Here is a 19,401-nt window from a genome sequence, read left to right on the forward strand (position 1 = left end):
GGATCAGCGTTGAACCAGCGTCATTTCGAAGCTGTAGGAGTCCGCCCGGTAGACGTGATGTCCCGTTTCCACCATCCGCCCGGTGTCATCCACGGCAGTACGCTCCATTGTCACGAGGGCCGAACCCGGGGGTGCGTCCAGCAGGGACGCCTGGTACTCGTTGGCGATCATGGCGCCGATCCGCTGGGACGCCAGCCGGAAGTTCACTCCAGCGGCACGCAGGATCCCATAGAGGCCCTGGGCGGCGAGTTGGGCCTCATCGAGGTGCGTGATGTCATCGCGGACCCAGTTTTCCATCAGCGCCAGGGGCTTGCCGCCCACCTTGCGCAGCCTGGTGAAGTGATACACCTTGGCCCCGGCAGGCAACTGGAGGGCGTCCCGTGTGGCGGCGTCGGCCTCGATGTGGGCGAAGCTCAAAACGTCGGTGGTGGGCTTGCTGCCATTGTTGCTCAGGTCGTCGTAGAGGCTGGACAGTTCCAGCGGCCGCCGGACCTGGCTTGAAACCACTTGGGTGCCGACTCCCCGCTTTCGGACCAGAAGGCCGGAGCGGACCAGCTCATCCATGGCCTTGCGCATGGTGGGCCGGGACAGATTTAGCTGGGCGGCAAGGTCGATTTCGTTCTCGAGGCGGCTGCCCGGCGGCAGGAGTCCTGTGTGGATGGCGGCCTCAATGCCCTGCACCACCTGATGATAGAGCGGCACCGGCGAAGAGCGGTCGATGCTGAGATTAAGTTGATTCGCCACTGAGCGCTCCCTTGTGCTCCGCGGGGCCCGAGGATTATCGGACTGGCCGCGTATGTCAGGCCCATGTTCGCTTGATAGGACATACTGCCTTTTTTGATAATAGCAGGATGATTTGGCTCCTCCAAGGGCAGTCCCGTTAGGAGTGCAGTCTGCGTCCCCGGGCGAATTCCCCGTATTCACCGCTCGACCAAGTACAAACATATTAATGTCAGGACAAATCATTGACAACCGTGAGGCGAGTCACCATGATCGGTGTAGAAGGCTCACAGACTGGCGCGATGAAGCGTGCGGAGTGGCCCGAATCAAAGGAGATTTATAGTGACCAAGTTTTCGTGGCGGAAGGCGGCCCTGGTAGCCGCTGTTGCACCCATGTTGGCGCTGAGCGCGTGTTCCAGCACCGGCGGCAAGCCCGCTGAATCGGGCAACGCAGCTGGTGGAGGCCAGGCGGCCTCCACCCCCCGGATGAAGATTGCCTTGATTACTCATGCCGCACCGGGCGACACGTTCTGGGACATCATCCGAAAAGGCGCCGAGGAGGCCGCCGCCAAGGACAACGTTGACCTTCTTTACACCTCGGACCCCGAGGGTGGACGCCAGGCCCAATTGGTCCAGCAGGCCATCGACCAGAAGGTCGATGGCATCGCCGTAACGCTGGCCAAGCCGGATGCGTTGAAGGATGTCCTCAAGAAGGCTGCCGACGCCGGCATTCCGATAGTCAGCCTGAATGCGGGCGAGTCGGTCTCCGCGCAGCTGGGCGCCTTCACCCACTTCGGGTCAAACGAGAAGCTCGCCGGTGAGGCCGTTGGGTCAAAGCTCAGTGCGATGGGGCTGAAGCACCCCATCTGCGTCATTCAGGAACAAGGCCACGTCGGTCTTGAAGCCCGCTGTGCAGGTGTCAAGGAGAAGGTCGCGGGTACGGAGATCCTCTATGTCACGGGGACGGACATGGCGCAGGTTTCCTCGACCGTTACGGCCAAGCTGCAGGCCACTTCTGATGCCGATGTCATCATCGGGCTCGGCGCCCCGTACACCCTCACCATACTGAAGGCCGTGACGTCCGCCAACAGCAAGGTCAAGGTGGCCTCGTTCGATATGAACCCTGACCTCGCCCAGAAAATTGCCGACGGCGACGTCATATTTACCGTGGACCAGCAGCCCTGGCTGCAGGGCTACGGCTCAATTGACGCGTTGTGGCAGGTCAAGCGAGGCGGTTTCAAGATCGGCGGCGGCCAGCCCGTGCTGACCGGCCCGTCCATCGTCGACAAGGCGGCAGCCGCCGACGTCCTCAAATTCGCCAAGGAAGGCATCCGCTAAGGATTCCTTGAGCCGGGTTCCGGGGCTTGACGGCCCCGGAACCCGCCCCGAGTAGGAGAAACACCATGACTCAAGTAGCCGTGCCGCTCAAAGCGGCCGACGAGCGCGTAGCCAAGCGCAATCCGCTCCAGCAACTTCTGGGACGGCCGGAGGTGGGCGCCCTGGTCGGCGCCATCGTCCTCTTCATCTTTTTCGCCGCCGTCTCGCAGACCTTTATCCAGCCGAATGCTTTTGCCACTGTCCTGTATGGCAGTTCCACGATCGGGATCATGGCTGTGGGGGTGTCGTTGCTGATGATCGGCGGGGAGTTTGACCTTTCCACGGGTGTGGCCGTGATCAGCTCGGCTCTGACGGCGTCGATGTTCAGCTGGTACTTCAGCATGAACGTCTGGGTGGGTGTGTTCCTGGCATTGCTCATGTCGCTCTCGATCGGCTTCATTAACGGCTGGATCCTGATGAAGACCAAGCTGCCCAGCTTCATCGTCACCCTGGCCACGTTCCTGATGCTCACGGGCCTGAACCTGGGCCTGACCCGCATGATCGGCGGCGGGGTCTCCTCCCCGTCCATCTCCACCATGGACGGTTTCAAGTCCGCGCAGGCTGTTTTCTCCTCCTCGGTGAGCATCGGTGGTGTGGATGTGAAGAACACCGTCTTTATCTGGATCGCCCTGGTGGCGGTCGCATCATGGGTGCTGTTGCGCACCAAGGTAGGCAACTGGATTTTCGCGGTGGGCGGGGACTCGAACGCGGCCCGTGCCGTGGGTGTGCCGGTCAAGGCAACCAAGATCGGCCTGTTCATGGCCGTGGGGTTCTGCGGCTGGATCCTGGGCATGCACAACCTGTTCGCCTTTGACGCCGTGCAGTCCGGGGAAGGCGTGGGCAACGAGTTCCTCTACATCATCGCCGCGGTGATCGGCGGCTGCCTGTTGACCGGCGGCTACGGCTCGGCCGTGGGCGGTGCGATCGGGGCGTTCATCTTCGGCATGGCCAACAAGGGCATCGTGTACGCCCAGTGGAACCCGGACTGGTTCAAGTTCTTCCTGGGCCTGATGCTGCTGCTGGCCACCATCGTGAACCTGATCGTCAAACGCCGCGCGGAACTCAAGTAAAAGGGACTGCAGACATGAACGCGAAACAGATTGACCAGAAACAACTCCTCAAGGACGAGACGGACCCGCTCACCCACACCCCGGTGCACCTGCTCTCCCTGGAGAAGGTGGGCAAGCACTACGGAAACATCGTGGCCCTGACCGACGTCACCATGGCGGTGGACAACGGCCGCGTCACGTGCGTGCTGGGTGATAACGGCGCGGGCAAATCCACGCTGATCAAGATCATCGCCGGCCTGCACCAGCACGACGAGGGCGTGCTGCACGTGATGGGCGCGGAGCGGAAATTCGACTCCCCGCGCGATGCCCTGGACGTCGGGATCGCCACCGTCTACCAGGACCTGGCCGTGGTCCCGCTGATGCCGATCTGGCGGAACTTTTTCCTCGGATCCGAACTGACCACCGGCTTTGGCCCGTTCAAGCACATGGATGTCCAGAAAATGAAGGACATCACCAAAAAGGAACTCGCCGAGATGGGCATCGATCTGCGCGATGTGGAGCAGCCCATCGGCCAGCTCTCCGGCGGTGAGCGCCAGTGCGTCGCGATCGCCCGCGCCGTGTACTTCGGCGCGAAGGTCCTAATCCTGGACGAGCCCACCGCGGCCCTGGGCGTGAAGCAGTCCGGGGTGGTGCTGCGCTACATCCTGCAGGCCCGCGACCGCGGTCTCGGGGTCATCTTCATCACCCACAACCCGCACCACGCCTTCCCCGTCGGCGACCGGTTCCTGCTGCTCAAACGCGGCAAGTCGATCGGCTACTACGACAAGAAGGACATCACCCTGGACGAACTCACCGCCCAGATGGCCGGCGGCGCCGAACTCGCCGAACTCGCCCACGAACTCGAACAACTCGGGGGCCACGGAGAGATCGTCAAGGAAGTGAACGCCGAAGTGGCCGAAACGTCCAGCCAGCTGCCGGCCTGACGACATGCCTGACAGGGAGCCTGGCCGGTCGGCTTTCGTAGCGGGCGGCAGTAACGGAAACCCCTGGCGGCGTCTCCGCCCGGGGTTTCCCGGCGTCCTCCGAAATCATCCCGCCGTCTCCGGCAGTAAGGGAACACCATGAAAGACATAACGCTCGGACTCGTGGGCGTGGGGCGCATCGGCGTCATGCACGCCCGCAACATCGCCTCGCTGAACAGCGTCCTGCGCCCGCAGGGAATCAACGTCAGCCTCAGGCTGACCGACGTCGCCGCGGACCACGCCCGAACGATTGCCGCCGAGCTGGGCGCCGGGTTCCTTCCCACCGTGGACTCGCTCCTTGCCTCCGGACTTGACGGACTGGTCATAGCCACGGGCACCGGCACGCACCCGCCGCTGATCCAGGCAGGGGTGGACGCAGGGATCCCGGTGTTCTGCGAGAAGCCCGTGGCCATGAACGTGGCTGATTCGCTTCCGGTGCTGGACTATGTCCGGGCACGGGGCGGTACGGTCCAGATAGGTCACCAGCGCCGCTTCGATCCCGGCTACCTCGAGGCTAAGCGCGCGTTCGACGCCGGCGAGCTGGGCTGGATTCATTCACTGCGCGCCGTAACTTGCGACATGACACCGCCGCCGGTGGAATTCCTGGCCACGTCCGGCGGCCTGTTCCGGGACTGCTCAGTGCACGACTTCGATATCCTGCGCTGGCTGACCGGCCGCGAAATAGTGGAGGTATACGCAAAGGGATCCAACAACGGAGACCCGGCCATCGGGGCAGTAGGGGATGTTGACACCGCGCTGGCGGTGGTGACGTTCGACGACGGCACGCTGGGTTCCGTGGGCGCCTCACGGTACAACGGGGCAGGGCACGATGTCCGGCTGGAAATCCAGGGCTCCAAGGCATCGCTGATGGTGGGTCTTGACGAGAACACGGCCATGGCCTCCGCCGAGGCCGGCGTGGCGTTTCCCTCGGGAAACCCGCACAAGACCTTCGCCGAGCGCTTCGACCAGGCCTACCGCTCCGAGATGGCAGCCTTTGCGGAGCTTATCCTCGGACAACGGTTCAACCCCTGCACCCCTGAGGACGCGGTGGCGGCATCCCGGGTGGCGGATGCGGCCCAGGCATCGCTGGAGACGGGACGGCCGGTGACGGTGGGCGCCCCCGTCAGCCGCTAGCGGGCCGCCGACCTCTGCCTGCGTGTGGTCCTCAGCGGTGGCCGCGGCAGACGTCCACAAATGCCCGGAAGGGTGCGATCCTGTCTGCTGCAGGCAGCTCACGCGCCTCCGGGTGCCATTGGACCGAGGCCACCCATCGGGCCGGGTCCTCCAGGGCCTCCACCGTTCCGTCTCCGGCCGTTGCGGTCACCATCAGGCCTTCGGCCACCAGGGCCACGGCCTGATGGTGGCCGGAGGCGATCTTCACCGTGAGGGCGGCGTCCTGGCTGCCGCCGGCAACTCCATAGAGACCGGACACTTTGGAGTCCGGCATAAGGTCCACGGTGTGCCAGGCCCAAGGACCCGTTTGGCAGTCCGGGACAGGTTCGTGGTGTGTCACGGTCCCGGTTGCCAGGTCCTGGACCAGGGTGCCGCCGTACAGGACATTGAGCAATTGGTGCCCGCGGCAGATCCCCAGCAGCGGCACTCCGGCGTCGATGGCCCGGCGCGCCACGGCCAGATCCAGGGCGTCCTGGGCGCCGTTGACGTCATAACATGCCGCGCTCCGCTCCTGTCCATAAAGAAGCGGATCCAGGTCGCCTCCGCCGGGGAGGACCACGCCGTCGAGTCCGGTGAGCACCTCAGCCAGCCGGCCGCCGTCGTCCGTTCCCATCCCGATCGCGGAAGGGCCGCCCAGCAGCGCGTCCGTCAAAAGTACGGGATCGGCGCCGCCCTCGCGCAGCAGCGAAACGATGTATTCGAAGAGTTCGTTGGCTTCCGCGACCCGGGGATCGGGGTCCGAGGAGCTGCTGAGGCGGACTGGAATTCCTACCCGGGGACGCCCGGCGCGGGGGAGGGGCGGGGTTCGCATGACTCATTCTGCAACAGGATGGAACGGTTAGGCTTGCCGAATGAACAACAGATACCTTGTGTCCCGCGCGCGTTTCATCGAGGCATCCCCGGAGGAGATTTTCGAGGTGCTTGCCTCGCCCGCCCTGCACAGCGTGATTGACGGCTCAGCTACCGTAAAAGGTGCCCAGCCCAGCGGTCCCCAACGGCTGGGCCCGGGTGCGAAGTTCGGCATGGACATGAACATGAAGGTCGATTACCGGATCCTGAACACCGTCTGCGAGTTCGACGAGGGGCGCCGGATCGCCTGGCGGCATTTTTACGGCCACGTGTGGCGCTACATTCTGGAACCATCCAAGGATGCCGCCGGAAATCCAGGCACCCTGGTGACGGAACAGTGGGACGCCCGGACCGTCCGCGGCAAGGTCTTCCTCCGGCTGGCCGGATATCTCCGACGCCACCCCGCCAACCTGGAGGCCACCCTCGCGAAATTAGACGCATACGTGTCCGGCGGCTCCCGCGGCTTGGGTAATGTTGGAGGCGTTGGGAGCGCTGGGAAAGACTAAAGGTGGGAACCGCCATGGGCCGCAGGACACTCGTTGACGACCTCGTCGACGGCCTCCTCGACGACATCCTTGACGGAAAGCTGAAAGCCCACGACGCCATTCCCCGCGAAGCAGATATCGCGAAGGCCTATGAGGTCAGCCGGCTGACCGTGCGTGAGGCCCTCAAAGCCCTCCGGGCGCAGAACATCCTGTACGTCAAGGCCGGCAGGGGAACGTTCGTCAACCCTGCGGAGAACTGGACGGGCCTTGACGCCATCATCAAAGCCGCGTCCCACGGCAACGGGGCCGAGCAGGTCTCGGTGGGCCTCATTGAAATGCGGCGAATGGTGGAAACGGGGGCCGCGGCGCTCGCAGCCAAACGCCACACGCCCGAGCAGGCAGAGCAGATGCGGGAGTCCATTGCGGACATGAAGAGTTCCCATGCGGCAGGGGACCTGGACCGTTTCGTCGAAGCGGACATCGCCTTCCACGACGCTGTGCTCAGGGCCTCCGGCAATCCGTTCGTCCGGGCACTGTTCGGACAGTTGGGCCAGCTGCTCTACCTGACCCGACGTGAAACCTCCGCCGTCAACGAGATCCAGCAGCACGCCATTGACTACCACCAGCGCGTCATGGACAGCATCCTGAGCGGGGACCCCGAACGCGCCCGCCAGGCCATGGACGCGCATATGGACCAGACCAACGAGGACTACGAACGGTATGTCCGCGGCGCACGCTCCTGACGCCCAGCCCGGGGTCTTGACGTAACGCAGATCACTGTTCTAAGATCGTGCCTAGTTCCTGAGTCAGATGTCTGACATCTGACTCAACCGTTGATCCTGAATCCTGGCACTTCCGCGAACAGGACGTCCCCCAATACCCACCGCATTCCCCGCCGGCATGGTCGCCGGACGGGAACAACCCCAAGAAGGTCGATGATGACTCTATTAGCACCCAAGGCCTCCGGCCTCGGCGAACTTGGCGACCGCACGCTGCGTAAGGTCCGCCGCCGTATCATGCCGCTGATCGTCCTGCTCTACTTCGTTGCCTACTTGGACCGCAACAACGTCGGCTTTGCCAAGCTTGGCATGCAGGGCGACATCGGACTCACCGAGGCGGCATATGGCCTCGGCGCGGGTATCTTCTTCCTTGGCTACGCCCTGCTGGAGATCCCGAGCAACGGCGGCATGTACAAGTTCGGTGCGCGCAAGTGGATCGCCCGGATCCTGATCACCTGGGGCATCTTCGCCACCGCGATGTTCCTGGTCAACGGCGAGGCAACCTTCTACATCGTCCGGTTCCTGCTCGGCGCCGCCGAGGCCGGCTTCTTCCCGGCCGTCCTTTTCTACCTCACCCTGTGGTTCCCGGCCGCGCAGCGCGTCACCGTGCTGGGTATCTTCATCCTGGCCCAGCCGATCTCCAACGCCCTCGGCGCCCCGGTCTCCGGCATGCTGCTGGGCCTCGAAGGCGTGGCAGGCCTGCACGGCTGGCAGTGGTTGTACATCCTCGAGGGCATCCCCGCCATCATCCTGGGCCTCATCACCCCGCTGGTCATGACCGACCGTCCGTCCCACGCGAAGTGGCTCGCTCCGGACGAGCGCGAATGGCTTACCACCACCATGGACCGCGAACTGGCCGACAAGCAGAGGTCCGGCAACCACAACTTCCTTGCCGGCCTGAAGGACCCCCGCACCATCGCCTACTCGGCGCTGTACTTTGGCCTGGTCTGCGGAATCTACGGCCTCGGCCTGTGGCTGCCCACGATCGTCAAGGCGCTCGGCAAGTTCAACACCACCGAAGTCGGCTTCATCGTCTTCATCCCGTACGCCATCGCCGCCGTCTTCGTCTACTTCTGGAGCAAGCGCTCTGACCGTAGCGGCAACCCCGCCTGGCACGCCAGCATGAGCATGTTCCTGGCCGCGGTCGGCCTCCTCGGCGCCGGCTACCTCCTGCCCGTCAACGCCGTTCTGGCCATGGTCTTCCTGACCCTCGCGGCCATGGGCATCTACTCGGCCATCGCGCCGTTCCTTGCCATGCCCTCTGCTGCATTGACCGGGGCGGCCGCCGCCGCCGGCCTGGCGATGGTGAACTCGCTCGGTAACCTCGGCGGCTTCGTTGCCCCCTACATTGTTGGCCTGCTCAAGGACGCCACCGGTAACAGCCAGAGCGGCCTCGTGTTCCTGGCCGCCTGCCTGGCAGTCACCGGCGTGGCCACCTACCTCTACGCCCGCAACCGTCCGGAAGGCGTCTCCGCTCCGGCAGCCGCCATCGTTTCCCCGACCAAGACCCACTAGGAAGAATCCCCATGACTGAAGTAACCGCCTTCCCCGCCGAGCGCACCGTCGTCCTGACCGGCGCAGCATCGGCCCGAGGCATCGGACGCGCCGCCGCTGACCGCATGGCACGCGACGGCTGGTCCGTGGCCATCCTCGACATCAATGCCGAGGACGCCAAGGCCGCGGCCGCTGAGATCGGATCCAACCGCGCCGTGAACGCAATCGGCGTCGGCGCAGACGTCTCGGATTCAGCCTCCGTGGACCGTGCCATCACGGAGATCGAGGAAGCGCTGCCGCCGATCGTCGCCTTGGCCAACCTTGCGGGCATTAGTTCCCCGACGACGTTCATGGAGACCACCGTCGAGGAATGGGACAAGGTGTTCGCCATCAACATGCGCGGAACCTTCATTGTTTCCCAGCGCGTCCTCAAGGGCATGATCGAGCGCAACCTCGGACGCATCGTGAGCATTTCCTCCATCTCCGCCCAGCGCGGGGGAGGCACCTACTCCAAGGTCGCCTACAGCGCCTCGAAGGCCGGGATCATTGGATTCACCCGCGCCCTGGCCCGCGAGGTGGGAGAGTTCGGCGTCACCGTCAATGCGATCGCCCCGGGCCCCATCGACACCGACATCATGGGCGGGACCCTGTCCGAGGAGCGCAAGGCCCAGATGTCCGAAGGCATCATGATGGGACGGGTCGGCACCCGGGATGAAGTGGCCGCATTGATCGCCTTCCTGCTCGGCGAGGACTCCGGATACATCACCGCCGCCACGTACGACATCAACGGCGGCCTCCAAGTCTCCTGACCCCTCCCCCCACACCACCCTTGCGCTATCACTTGTGGGCCTTTTGCCTCTCTAATGGCCGCCACAAGTGATAGCGCAACGGGGGGAAGGCGGCCCGGCCACGGTCTAGGCTGGCCTCATGAGCGCCGCCCGCAGCCTGCACCCCAGCCCGCGCACTTTTGACGTTGAGAGTGTTGCCGCATTCGACCGGCTGGTCGCGGCCGGAGCGCGGAGCATGCAAGGCTGGCATGCCCAATCACTGGACCTGCGGGGGCGCCGCGGGCCGCTGCAGGCCATGGAAGTCCAAGGCGCGATCTTCCTCGGCTGCACCTTTGATGACGGCGTGGAGGATTCGCTGCGCAGCCGTGGCGCCCTCATCTTTCCCAAACTCGAAGCCGTGCCGTTCAACCCCTACCGCGGGCAGCTTTACAGCCCGAAGGAGCTGTACGCGGGAATCCAGACCTCACGGTATGAAGAAACCCTGGACGCCAGGGTGTACCAGTGGAGCATCCGTCCCGGCCAGCGCCACCGCCTCGATGCCACGCTCGCCGCGGCGCTGCACGACCACTCAATCGGGGACGCCCTCGACGAGCTCACGCGCAGCGGGATCTGCGCAGGCCGGACCATGGTGGGCGTTATGGGCGCCCATGCTGCGCGCCGGGGCACTGCGCGCTTCGAGGAGGCCGCCCTGCTGGGGCGGCTGCTGGCGCGGAACAACCGGGTGGTTGCCACCGGAGGCGGCCCGGGAACCATGGAGGCGGCCAACCTGGGCGCCTACCTCAGCGAGGCCCCGGACTCTGATTTCCGGCGTGCGCTTGAAGATCTTGCCGCCGTCCCCGCCTTCCGGCCCTCGGTGTCCGAGTGGGCGCGCGCGGCCGCCGAGGTCGTCGAACGCCATCCGGACGGCACCCCGTCGCTGGGGATACCCACCTGGTTTTACGGTCATGAGCCGCCGAACTTCTTTGCTACGCATGTGGCGAAGTACTTCGCCAACGCCATCCGGGAGGCCATTCTGCTCGAGCTGTGCAACGGCGGCATCATCTTCCTGCCGGGCTCGGGCGGGACAGTGCAGGAGATCTTCCAGGACGCCTGCGAGAACTACTACGGCGTGCCGGAGACCATTACGCCCATGGTGCTGGTGGGGGAGGAGCACTGGCTGCGGCGGTTCCCCGCATGGCCACTCCTGCAAAGCCTCGCCTCGGGCCGGAGGATGGAAAACCGGATCTTCCTGGTGGACACGGTGGCCGAGGCGCTGACCGTGTTGGACGCCCAGCAGGGCAGCTAGGGCGGAGGTCTTAGAGGTCCTTGCGGCATTTCGCGTGGCCCAGCTGGTAGAGGCCATTCAGGTCGCCGGCGGCGAGACCGTCCGGAGCCCCGATTTCCGGATACATCAGCTGCTCGGGGTCGTTCACGTGCTCGAGCCCCATGACGTGGGCCAATTCGTGGAGGATCACGGCCGTGGCGTAGGCGGACCCTTCGTGCTGTGCGAGCTCGGAGGTGATCTGCGGGGAGTCCAGATCCAAGCTGCCGGTGACAAAGCTCTTTGGGCCGTCGTTGAAACTGTAGTGCGTGCTGCCGCCCGTGCCGATGACCGGCCCCTTCAGCTTGGGGGATTCCGCCGGCGTGGTCCAGGAGATGAGGAGGGGCGCCCACCGTTCACCATAGGCGGCCGGCTGGTATGGCGCCCGCTCCTCGGATGGAGCCTCAGAGGTCGCTCCGTCGTTGACAAAGCGGATTCCCGTGGCCCGGGACATGGTGCCGATTGCGTCCTCGACAAGGTGTTCGGCGCCCGGCGGTGCAAGCTTGGCGTTCACCACGTAGTGCAGTGGCCGGCACGGCGAATATCCTACGGGTGTGCCGTCGTCGTTCGTCGCGAGGAATTTGAAGGCATCGCTGGGAAAGGGCGGCGGCTGCGGCGTCCCCAGCGGAGAGTCGGACTCTTCCACCCCCGGCGTCGGCGCGTCGGCCTTCGGCCAGGGTTCCCGGCTGCGGCCCAGGGGATTGACCGGCCATGCCGGTGTCCTTGCGGAATTCGAACAGCCCCCCAAAGCGGGGGTCGCCGTAAAACAGCCCGGCCACGAGGAACGCGCCCACGGCGAGAGCGACCGTGACGGCGAGGGCGCGAAGGATCCTGGCCGTTGTCCCCGTTGAACCGGAATGCCGTGGCCCACGGTTCCGCCCCGAGGGACCATCCACTAACCGACCACCGCGCCGAAGGCCATGCCGAGAAGGTAGGTGACCGCAGCGGCAGTCATGCCGATGGCCAACTGCCGGAAGCCGCGCGTTGTGGGGGAGGTGCCGGAGAGCAGGCCCACCACTCCGCCAGTCACCAGCAGAGCCAGACCCACCAGGACGGCGGATACGGTCAGCGCGAGCACACCGGTCATTCCGATCAGGAACGGCAGGATGGGCACCACGGCGCCGGATGCAAAGAAGCAGAAGCTCGACGCCGCGGCGCCCCAAGCCGTTCCCACCGCCTCGTGCTTGTCGTGGGTCTCGTGCAGTTCCGGCCGCAGGGACAGGCTCGGATCGCAGTCGCAGCTTAACAGGCCCATGCGCTCTGCCACCCGGTGCTCCGCGGCCACCCGCGACATCCCCCGTGCCAGGTACACCAGAAGGAGTTCGTTGTGTTCAATGTCCAATAGCGGGGCGGCGGAGAGCGTGATCTGCGTGGGCTGTGTGGCGGCGAGGAGTTCACGCTGTGAACGGACGGAGATGAATTCGCCGGCGCCCATGGACAGGGCTCCGGCGAGGAGGCCCGCCACACCGCTGAGGAGGACCACGTGGCTGCCGACGCCGGAGGCCGCCATGCCCATAACGAGGGAGAGGTTGCTGACGAGTCCGTCATTGGCGCCAAAAACCGCGGCCCTGAACGTGCCGGCCAGCCGGTTGCGCCCGCGGGTGGCGAGGCCGCGGACCACTTCTTCATGGATCTGCTCATCCGCCACCATGGCCGGGGTGGCGGAGGGATCCGACGCGTAGGGGGAGCGGCCCTCTGCCCGCTGGGCCAGGGCCAGGACGAAGACGGACCCGAAGTGACGGGCCAGGAAGCCCAGCAACTGACTCCGGAGCGAAGCCGGCCTGGGCTTTCCGGCGTGTCCCCCGAGGAGCTGGAGCCAGTGAGCCTCGTGGCGTCCCTCGGCCTCGGCCAGGGCAAGCAGGATGTCCCGCTCCTCGCCTTCCCGATTCTGGGCAAGATCACGGTAGACGGCTGCCTCGGCGCGTTCGTCCGCCAGGTACTGGCGCCAGCGTTTGATGTCTGCGGGACTGGCGGTCATTTCGGGATTTCCTCCCGTGTGGTCGACGCCGGGATGCGAAAGGTTTTGGTCAGATTTAGCGTGCTGAGACACGAACACTCCTGGGCTGGATAGGGCATGGTTCCGCCCCATTGCAGCCTCCAGCCTACCCCGTATTTACGCGGATTTTCGGCCGGTATTCCTCAGTGGGAGGTTTAGGCGGGCCTCAAAACCGGAGGCCCGTGCCGGCTGCCGAGGCACTTGACCGCGGCGGGTGCCGGTGCTCTGATGAGGGTCGGGGCAGGCGCTTGTGTTGGCCTGTTCCCGGCCGCACACCTAGTCACGGAGGGCACTATGAACACCACCGGATCACACCCCGCGCCGCCGTCCCGGAACACCCTTGAGTCAGATCCCGCCTACGACTACGCCGAGGACGCGCCCGTCGCTGATTCGGAGACAGAGGATGAGGAACTGCTTGAGGAGGCGGAACGCATCGTTCCACTGGACAAGGACGATTTCCTGGGCGAGGACCAACCGGTGGTGCCCGTGGACGGGGACGAATTCCGCGAGCCGGAGAAAGAGGACTAAGCGGGCCGCGAGGCCGCCGGTGCCTGAGTCAGTCAAACCGCGACGGCGGCGCCCCGGCGCCGTGCGGGATGCCGCCGTCGTGCGGGGCGTCCAGAGCTGCGCTGTCCCCTGCGGCGGAGCCGCCCCCAGGGGACCCACGGTGGCCGTTACCGCCACGGCACAGTGCTGCCCGGCGGTGGATCCCGCGTCACAGGGCGGGTATCCGGTTAGGATGGCTCCAACGATGGGGCCGAGCGGCCGGCTGTGAAAGGTTCGTTTATGAAGGCTCTACCAGTTGAACCGAGCAACATCCCGGTTGCCATCGGCTCCCGCATACGCGCCGCCCGCCAGTCCCAGCGCCTCACCATTGAGCAGGTGGCCGACGCCACGGGCCTCACCAAGGGATTCCTGAGCCGCGTTGAACGTGACCTGACGTCACCGTCGGTGGCATCCCTCGTGACGCTCTGCCAGGTGCTCTCCATCTCCATTGGCGACTTGTTTGCCGCGCCGGAGACCCATCTGACTAAGAAGGACGAGGGCCCGCGGATCTCCCTGGGCGGCGAAGGAATCGTGGAACGGCTCCTCACGGCCAGATCCGAGCGTCGCGTCCAGATCATCCAAGCCGTGATCGAACCCCGGGGTCGGGGCGAGTCCGAACTCTATGCAGTGGATTGCGACGTCGATGTCCTGCACGTGGTTAAGGGCAGTATCCGCCTGATCCTGACCAACGAGGAGTTTGAGCTCAACAGCGGGGATACCGTGACATTCCCGGGCCGGGAGCCCCACACATGGGTCAACCCCACGGATCAGGCCGTGGAAGTGCTCTGGGTGTTGGTCCCGGCCGCCAGCCGCTAAGGACCCTCCCAACACCGGGCCCCACCCGCGCCCACCCGCGCCCACCCGGGCTTCCCCGCGAGCGCCGCGGGACGGATGCTCCCGCGGCCAAGGGCCGCTGCCAATTTCCCTCACGGGCTCGTGGTGAGATTTACGTCACATTCTGGAAACCTGTCGGAAACACCGACTTATTCTCCGGGGCCCGGGTTTAACACGCCGGAAAAAATGCGTGCGGGTGGCAGAAACACACCCCTTGTAGCGTCGGAACCGGGGAACGCACCACACTCTCGTCGTTTTGCATGGTCTCGCCGTAGCGGCGCCCGGAGCGCCACAACTTTGAGGAAGGCTCCCGAAATGAACGTCTCTCTACTCAATGTGGGAATGGAAGTGGATCCGCTGGCGCTCGATCCCGGCGCCACGGCCTGGATGCTTGCAGCCTCCGCGCTCGTCCTGCTGATGACCCCCGGCCTGGCATTCTTCTACGGTGGCCTCGTCCGGATGAAGTCCGTCCTGAACATCATGATGATGAGCTTCGGCGCCATGGGTGTGGTTGCCGTGGTGTGGGCGCTCTGGGGGTACGGCCTCGCTTTTGGGCCCGACACCCTGTCCGGCTTCATTGGTGACCCCTTTGCCAACCTTGGACTCAGCGGCCTGACCAGCAGCATTGGCGGCAAGGCCCCCGGTCTTCCGGACATGGTGTTCATTGGCTTCCAGGCCACTTTTGCCATCATCACCGTCGCCCTCATCAGCGGGGCCGTGGCCGAACGCGTCAGATTCGGCCCCTGGCTTCTTTTTGCCGCACTGTGGGTGACCCTGGTCTACGCCCCGATCGCCCACTGGGTCTGGGGCGGCGGCATCTTCGGTGCCACCGGCATCGTGGGAAGCAAGATTTCCGCTTTGGACTTCGCCGGCGGAACGGTGGTCCATATGAACGCCGGTATCGCCGGGCTGATGCTGGCCGTGGTCCTTGGCAAGCGGCTCGGATTTATGAAGGACCCGAACATCCGCCCGCACAACCTTCCATTCGTGATGCTGGGCGCGGGCCTGCTGTGGTTCGGCTGGTTCGGGTTCAATGCGGGCTCTGAACTTGCAGCCGATGCCACCGCGGGGCTGGCCTGGACCAACACGCTGCTTGCCACAAGTGCCGCGCTCCTGGGCTGGCTCCTCATCGAGCGCATCCGTGACGGTCACGCCACCTCGCTGGGTGCAGCCTCAGGCGCGGTGGCGGGACTGGTTGCCGTGACTCCCGCCTGTGGATTCGTGGACCCTATCGGCGCGATCGCGATCGGGGTGGTGGCGGGTGCGGTCTGTGCCCTGGCCGTGGGCCTTAAGTTCAAGATCGGCCTGGATGACTCCCTTGATGTGGTGGCCGTGCACTTTGTTGGCGGCCTCTGGGGAACGTTGTCGCTGGGATTCTTTGCCCTGCCCTCCGCCAAGACCCAGGGCGGCCTGTTTTTCGGCGGAGGTCTCACCCAGTTCTGGCCGCAGTTGCTCACCGCGCTCATCGTCACGGTCTGGAGCTGCGTGATGACCACACTGATCGGGTTCGCCATCCATAAGACCATCGGCATGCGGGTTTCCGAGGCTGATGAACTGAACGGCATCGACGTCACCGAGCACGCGGAAACCGCCTACGAGCTGTTGATGGTGGGCGGCAGCTTCAACCCCGGAGAGCCGCACCCGTCCGCCGTTGCCGTGGAGGTGGCTGCGGTGGTCACCGAGGAAAGCATGCCGGAGCGTGGCAAGGTGCGCACGTGAAACTCGTGACCGCGATCGTTCGCCCCGAAAGGATCGAGAACGTCCGCGCAGCGCTGGAGGGATTCGGTGTCAACGGCATGACTGTGAGCCCGGCGAGCGGGTACGGTCAACAGCGCGGCCACGTGGAGGTCTACCGCGGAGCCGAATACAGCTCCGACCTGCTGCCCAAGGTCCGCGTGGAGGTCCTCGTCACGGAAGACACCATGGACGGGGTGGTGGCCGCCATCGAAGCGGGAGCCAGCACCGGCCGGTTCGGTGACGGCAAGATCTGGGCCGTTACCCTCGCCGACACCGTCCGTGTACGGACCGGGGAGCGTGGTCCGTCCGCCATCGACTAACGCAGGGGTCCCCGGAGACGTCATTCGCTCTCCTTCGGGGCATAGATCTTTAGTAAACACCTGATGCACAATGGGCAACTTGAAGTGTATGATGGGTGTCACACCTACTGATCCATCCTCGAAGGAGAGGCTTTCCTTTGGAAGAGCTGCGCATCGAGGCCAACGGCAACCTTGGCCCCGTCGATTCATCCCGTATTCCCCGCTATGCGGGAGCCGCCACCTATGCCCGCCTGCCGCGGCTGGACCAGGTGCCGAAGGCGGACATCACGGTGGTGGGCGTGCCGTTCGACTCGGGCGTCTCCTACCGACCCGGCGCCCGCTTCGGCGCCAACCACGTCCGCGAAGCCAGCCGCCTGCTGCGCCCTTACAACCCGGCCTGGGATATCAGCCCCTTCGAAAGCGTCCAGGTGGCCGACGCCGGAGACATGGCGGTCAATCCGTTCAACATCAACGAAGCGATCGAGACCATCCAGCAGAACGCCCTGGACCTGACGGCCGGCGGCAGCAAGCTGCTCACTCTCGGCGGGGACCACACCATCGCGCTGCCGCTGCTTCGTGCCGCCGCGGAGCGGGCCGGCGGCCCCGTGGCCATGCTGCATTTCGATGCCCACCTGGACACCTGGGACACCTATTTCGGCGCCGAATACACCCACGGCACACCCTTCCGCCGCGCCGTCGAGGAAGGCATCCTGGACACCGAGGCCATCAGCCACATCGGCACCCGCGGGCCGCTCTACGGCAAGAAGGATCTCGACGACGACCACCGGTTCGGCTTCGGCATCGTCACCTCCGCCGATGTGTACTATCAGGGCGTCCTGGAAACAGTCGCCAAGGTCCGGGACCGAATCGGCAACCGCCCGCTGTACATCTCCGTCGACATCGACGTCCTGGATCCGGCACACGCGCCGGGCACCGGCACCCCCGAGGCGGGGGGCATCACCAGCCGCGAACTGCTGGAAATCATCCGCGGCTTCCGCGGCATGAACCTGGTGGGCGCCGACGTGGTGGAGGTGGCCCCAGCTTATGACCACGCGGAGATCACCGGCATAGCCGCCAGCCACGTCGCTTACGAGCTTGTCACCCTCATGGCCGACGCCGCGGAGGAGGGCAGCCGGTTCGGAACTGCAAACGGGTACGCCGCCCAGGCCCTGGGGCAGGAGCGCCGGCGCCAGGCCGGATTCGCGGCCCCGGCATCCACACAGCCCGGCGTCAGCGAGCCGGTTGTTGAGGAGTACTCCAAATGATCGAATCCGATCCGGGCATCGCGCCGGTCCTTCCGGATGCCGGCCCGGCCAAGGGCGTGCGCAACGGAGGGGATCTCGTCGTCGAGACCCTTGAAGCGCTTGGCGCCAAAACCGTGTTCGGCATCCCCGGGCAGCACGCCCTGGGCCTGTTCGATGCGATGGGCCGCGGAAACCTGCGTTTCGTGTCCTCCCGGGTGGAGAACAACTCGGCTTTCGCCGCGGACGGCTACTCCCGCGCCACCGGCGAGGTGGGCGTGCTGTTTCTCTCCACCGGCCCGGGAGCCCTGACATCACTGGCCGGGCTGCAGGAGGCCTACGCCACCGGCGTGCCCATGGTGGTGGTGGCCAGCCAGATCCCGCTGGACGGGCTCGGCGCGCGCCGCAAGGGCATGCTGCACCAGCTTGATGACCAAAAAGCATCAGCCGCGAACGTCACCAAGAGCCAGCGGCTCATCCAGCACGCCTCCGGGATCCCCTCGGCCATTCAGGACGCGTGGACCGAGGCCATTTCCTCCCCGCAGGGTCCGGTGTGGCTGGAAATCCCGCAGAACGTCCTGCTGGACCCCATCATGGTGCCGCCGGTGGAGGACGCCCTCGCCGAAGCCGCAGACAACCCGCCCCGGGTGGAACTGATCCGCGAGGCGGTGAGATGGCTTTCGACGGCGGAACGTCCCGCCATCATCGCCGGCGGCGGCACGCGCCGGGGCCGGGCCGAGAAGTCTCTGCTCTCCATCGCGGAGAAGCTGCGGGCGCCCGTGATCTGCACGCCCGGCGGCAACGGCGCGTTTCCGTGGAACCATGAGCTCTCCCTCCAGGCGTGGATCGAAGACCGGTACATGACCGAGCTGCTGGAGGACGCCGACGTCCTGATCGTCATCGGCTCATCGCTGGGTGAGGTCACGTCCAACTACTTCACCTTCGAGCCGCGTGGACGGATCATCCAGATCGACGCCGAGCCCCGCGTGCTCGAATCGAACCGCCCCGGCCTGGGTATCCGGGCCGACGCCGGACAGGCGCTCGCAGCCCTGGACTCGGCCCTCGACGCCGCCCTGACGGAGCCGGATGGGGAACGCGCCAACTGGCACGGCGTGTCCCCGGAAGCTCTGGTCCGCGAAGCCTTGGCCAAGGTCAAGGCCCGGCTGGAATCGCAGGATCTGGGCAAGGAACTGAAGTTCATGGCAGACATCCGCGAGGCCGTGCCCGCGGACATGCAGACCTTCTGGGACATGACGATTTCGGCCTATTGGGCCTGGAGCTGCTGGGATGCCCGCGAGGGCCAGTTCCACTCCGCGCAGGGCGCGGGCGGCCTCGGGTTCGGGTTTCCCGCCGCGATCGGCGGCGCCGTGGGCCTTGAAACGATTGGCAAATCGGGGCGGGCAGCCCGCGTTCTTGCGGTCTCCGGCGACGGTTCGGCAATGTACTCGATCGCCGAGCTGGCCACGGCCAGGCAGCACAATGTCCCGGTTACCTGGCTGATTGTGGACGACGGCGGCTATGGCATCCTGCGCGAATACATGGTGGGCGCCTTCGGAAAAGCCACAGCAACCGAACTCGCCCGGCCCGACTTCGTCAAGCTGGCCGAGGCCTTCGGGGTGCCGGCGGTCCGGGTGGCCCCGGACGGCGTCGGGGACGCGCTGAAGGCCGGCTTTGCCGCGGACGGCCCCAACGTCGTCGTCGTCGAAACCCTCCTCAAGATGTTCGGCCCCACCCACCTGGACCACTAACCC

At 65.6% G+C, this 19,401-nt stretch carries 19 protein-coding genes; 15 read left to right on the plus strand and 4 right to left on the minus strand.

The features are described from left to right. Window positions 1-3: 3 nt before the first annotated feature. A complete protein-coding gene (locus ACP4XC_RS04580) occupies window positions 4-744 on the minus strand; it encodes a GntR family transcriptional regulator (protein WP_427173683.1) in 741 nt (246 codons plus the stop codon). Between the two features lie 318 nt (window positions 745-1,062). Here ACP4XC_RS04580 and ACP4XC_RS04585 point away from each other — a divergent pair, with 318 nt between their 5' ends. The 4 genes from ACP4XC_RS04585 (at window position 1,063) to ACP4XC_RS04600 (ending at window position 5,263) form a co-directional block, all read left to right on the plus strand. Next, the gene (locus ACP4XC_RS04585; RefSeq protein WP_427173684.1) at window positions 1,063-2,058 is read left to right on the plus strand and encodes a substrate-binding domain-containing protein; all 996 of its coding nucleotides are present in this window, start codon (window positions 1,063-1,065) and stop codon (window positions 2,056-2,058) included. A 65-nt stretch (window positions 2,059-2,123) separates the two neighbouring features. Next, window positions 2,124-3,167 (plus strand): ABC transporter permease, encoded by a 1,044-nt coding sequence (locus ACP4XC_RS04590; RefSeq protein WP_427173685.1) that lies wholly within the window; start codon window positions 2,124-2,126, stop codon window positions 3,165-3,167. 14 nt (window positions 3,168-3,181) lie between these two features. Continuing rightward, window positions 3,182-4,090 carry an ATP-binding cassette domain-containing protein gene (locus tag ACP4XC_RS04595; RefSeq protein WP_427173686.1) on the plus strand — a complete coding sequence of 303 codons (909 nt, stop codon included), beginning with the start codon at window positions 3,182-3,184 and terminating at the stop codon, window positions 4,088-4,090. A gap of 138 nt (window positions 4,091-4,228) precedes the next feature. Next, on the plus strand, window positions 4,229-5,263 hold the full coding sequence (locus ACP4XC_RS04600; RefSeq protein WP_427173687.1) for a Gfo/Idh/MocA family oxidoreductase: 1,035 nt from the start codon (window positions 4,229-4,231) through the stop codon (window positions 5,261-5,263). Window positions 5,264-5,294: 31 nt separating this feature from the next. Here ACP4XC_RS04600 and ACP4XC_RS04605 read toward each other — a convergent pair whose 3' ends face one another. Continuing rightward, the gene (locus ACP4XC_RS04605) at window positions 5,295-6,113 is read right to left on the minus strand and encodes a gamma-glutamyl-gamma-aminobutyrate hydrolase family protein (RefSeq protein WP_427173688.1); all 819 of its coding nucleotides are present in this window, start codon (window positions 6,111-6,113) and stop codon (window positions 5,295-5,297) included. 40 nt (window positions 6,114-6,153) lie between these two features. Between ACP4XC_RS04605 and ACP4XC_RS04610 the strand changes: the two genes are divergently transcribed. The 5 genes from ACP4XC_RS04610 to ACP4XC_RS04630 all read left to right on the plus strand — a co-directional run bounded on the left by ACP4XC_RS04610 (window position 6,154) and on the right by ACP4XC_RS04630 (window position 10,982). Further along, a complete protein-coding gene (locus tag ACP4XC_RS04610) occupies window positions 6,154-6,657 on the plus strand; it encodes a polyketide cyclase / dehydrase and lipid transport (RefSeq protein ID WP_427173689.1) in 504 nt (167 codons plus the stop codon). A 14-nt stretch (window positions 6,658-6,671) separates the two neighbouring features. Further along, window positions 6,672-7,379, plus strand: coding sequence for a FadR/GntR family transcriptional regulator (locus ACP4XC_RS04615; RefSeq protein ID WP_427173690.1), 708 nt, complete (start codon window positions 6,672-6,674; stop codon window positions 7,377-7,379). 192 nt (window positions 7,380-7,571) lie between these two features. Further along, window positions 7,572-8,930, plus strand: coding sequence for an MFS transporter (locus ACP4XC_RS04620; RefSeq protein WP_427173691.1), 1,359 nt, complete (start codon window positions 7,572-7,574; stop codon window positions 8,928-8,930). An 11-nt stretch (window positions 8,931-8,941) separates the two neighbouring features. Next, window positions 8,942-9,718, plus strand: a complete 777-nt coding sequence (locus ACP4XC_RS04625; RefSeq protein WP_427173692.1) for an SDR family NAD(P)-dependent oxidoreductase — start codon at window positions 8,942-8,944, stop codon at window positions 9,716-9,718. Between the two features lie 118 nt (window positions 9,719-9,836). After that, window positions 9,837-10,982 carry an LOG family protein gene (locus tag ACP4XC_RS04630; protein ID WP_427173693.1) on the plus strand — a complete coding sequence of 382 codons (1,146 nt, stop codon included), beginning with the start codon at window positions 9,837-9,839 and terminating at the stop codon, window positions 10,980-10,982. 10 nt (window positions 10,983-10,992) lie between these two features. On the opposite strand, the gene ACP4XC_RS04635 is transcribed toward ACP4XC_RS04630, so the two are convergent. Together ACP4XC_RS04635 and ACP4XC_RS04640 are read right to left on the minus strand one after the other, a co-directional pair. Next, window positions 10,993-11,643: a matrixin family metalloprotease gene (locus tag ACP4XC_RS04635; RefSeq protein WP_427173694.1), complete on the minus strand. Its 651-nt coding sequence runs from the start codon at window positions 11,641-11,643 to the stop codon at window positions 10,993-10,995. 249 nt (window positions 11,644-11,892) lie between these two features. Further along, window positions 11,893-12,975, minus strand: a complete 1,083-nt coding sequence (locus ACP4XC_RS04640; protein ID WP_427173695.1) for a VIT1/CCC1 transporter family protein — start codon at window positions 12,973-12,975, stop codon at window positions 11,893-11,895. 312 nt (window positions 12,976-13,287) lie between these two features. Here ACP4XC_RS04640 and ACP4XC_RS04645 point away from each other — a divergent pair, with 312 nt between their 5' ends. From ACP4XC_RS04645 to ACP4XC_RS04670, 6 genes are all read left to right on the plus strand, one after another. After that, complete coding sequence (locus ACP4XC_RS04645; RefSeq protein ID WP_427173696.1) at window positions 13,288-13,521, plus strand: hypothetical protein; 234 nt, start codon at window positions 13,288-13,290, stop codon at window positions 13,519-13,521. A 258-nt stretch (window positions 13,522-13,779) separates the two neighbouring features. Then, window positions 13,780-14,355: a helix-turn-helix domain-containing protein gene (locus ACP4XC_RS04650; RefSeq protein ID WP_427173697.1), complete on the plus strand. Its 576-nt coding sequence runs from the start codon at window positions 13,780-13,782 to the stop codon at window positions 14,353-14,355. A gap of 333 nt (window positions 14,356-14,688) precedes the next feature. Further along, complete coding sequence (locus ACP4XC_RS04655) at window positions 14,689-16,092, plus strand: ammonium transporter (RefSeq protein ID WP_427173698.1); 1,404 nt, start codon at window positions 14,689-14,691, stop codon at window positions 16,090-16,092. Next, window positions 16,089-16,430: a P-II family nitrogen regulator gene (locus ACP4XC_RS04660; protein WP_427173699.1), complete on the plus strand. Its 342-nt coding sequence runs from the start codon at window positions 16,089-16,091 to the stop codon at window positions 16,428-16,430. Before ACP4XC_RS04655 ends, ACP4XC_RS04660 begins: the two co-directional genes overlap by 4 nt. A gap of 137 nt (window positions 16,431-16,567) precedes the next feature. Next, window positions 16,568-17,674, plus strand: a complete 1,107-nt coding sequence (gene speB / locus ACP4XC_RS04665; RefSeq protein WP_427173700.1) for an agmatinase — start codon at window positions 16,568-16,570, stop codon at window positions 17,672-17,674. Continuing rightward, window positions 17,671-19,398, plus strand: a complete 1,728-nt coding sequence (locus ACP4XC_RS04670) for a thiamine pyrophosphate-binding protein (RefSeq protein ID WP_427173701.1) — start codon at window positions 17,671-17,673, stop codon at window positions 19,396-19,398. The genes speB and ACP4XC_RS04670 overlap by 4 nt, the downstream gene beginning before the upstream one ends. Window positions 19,399-19,401 lie beyond the last annotated feature (3 nt).

This window comes from Arthrobacter sp. 92, assembly GCF_050260325.1.
Taxonomy (GTDB): domain Bacteria; phylum Actinomycetota; class Actinomycetes; order Actinomycetales; family Micrococcaceae; genus Arthrobacter.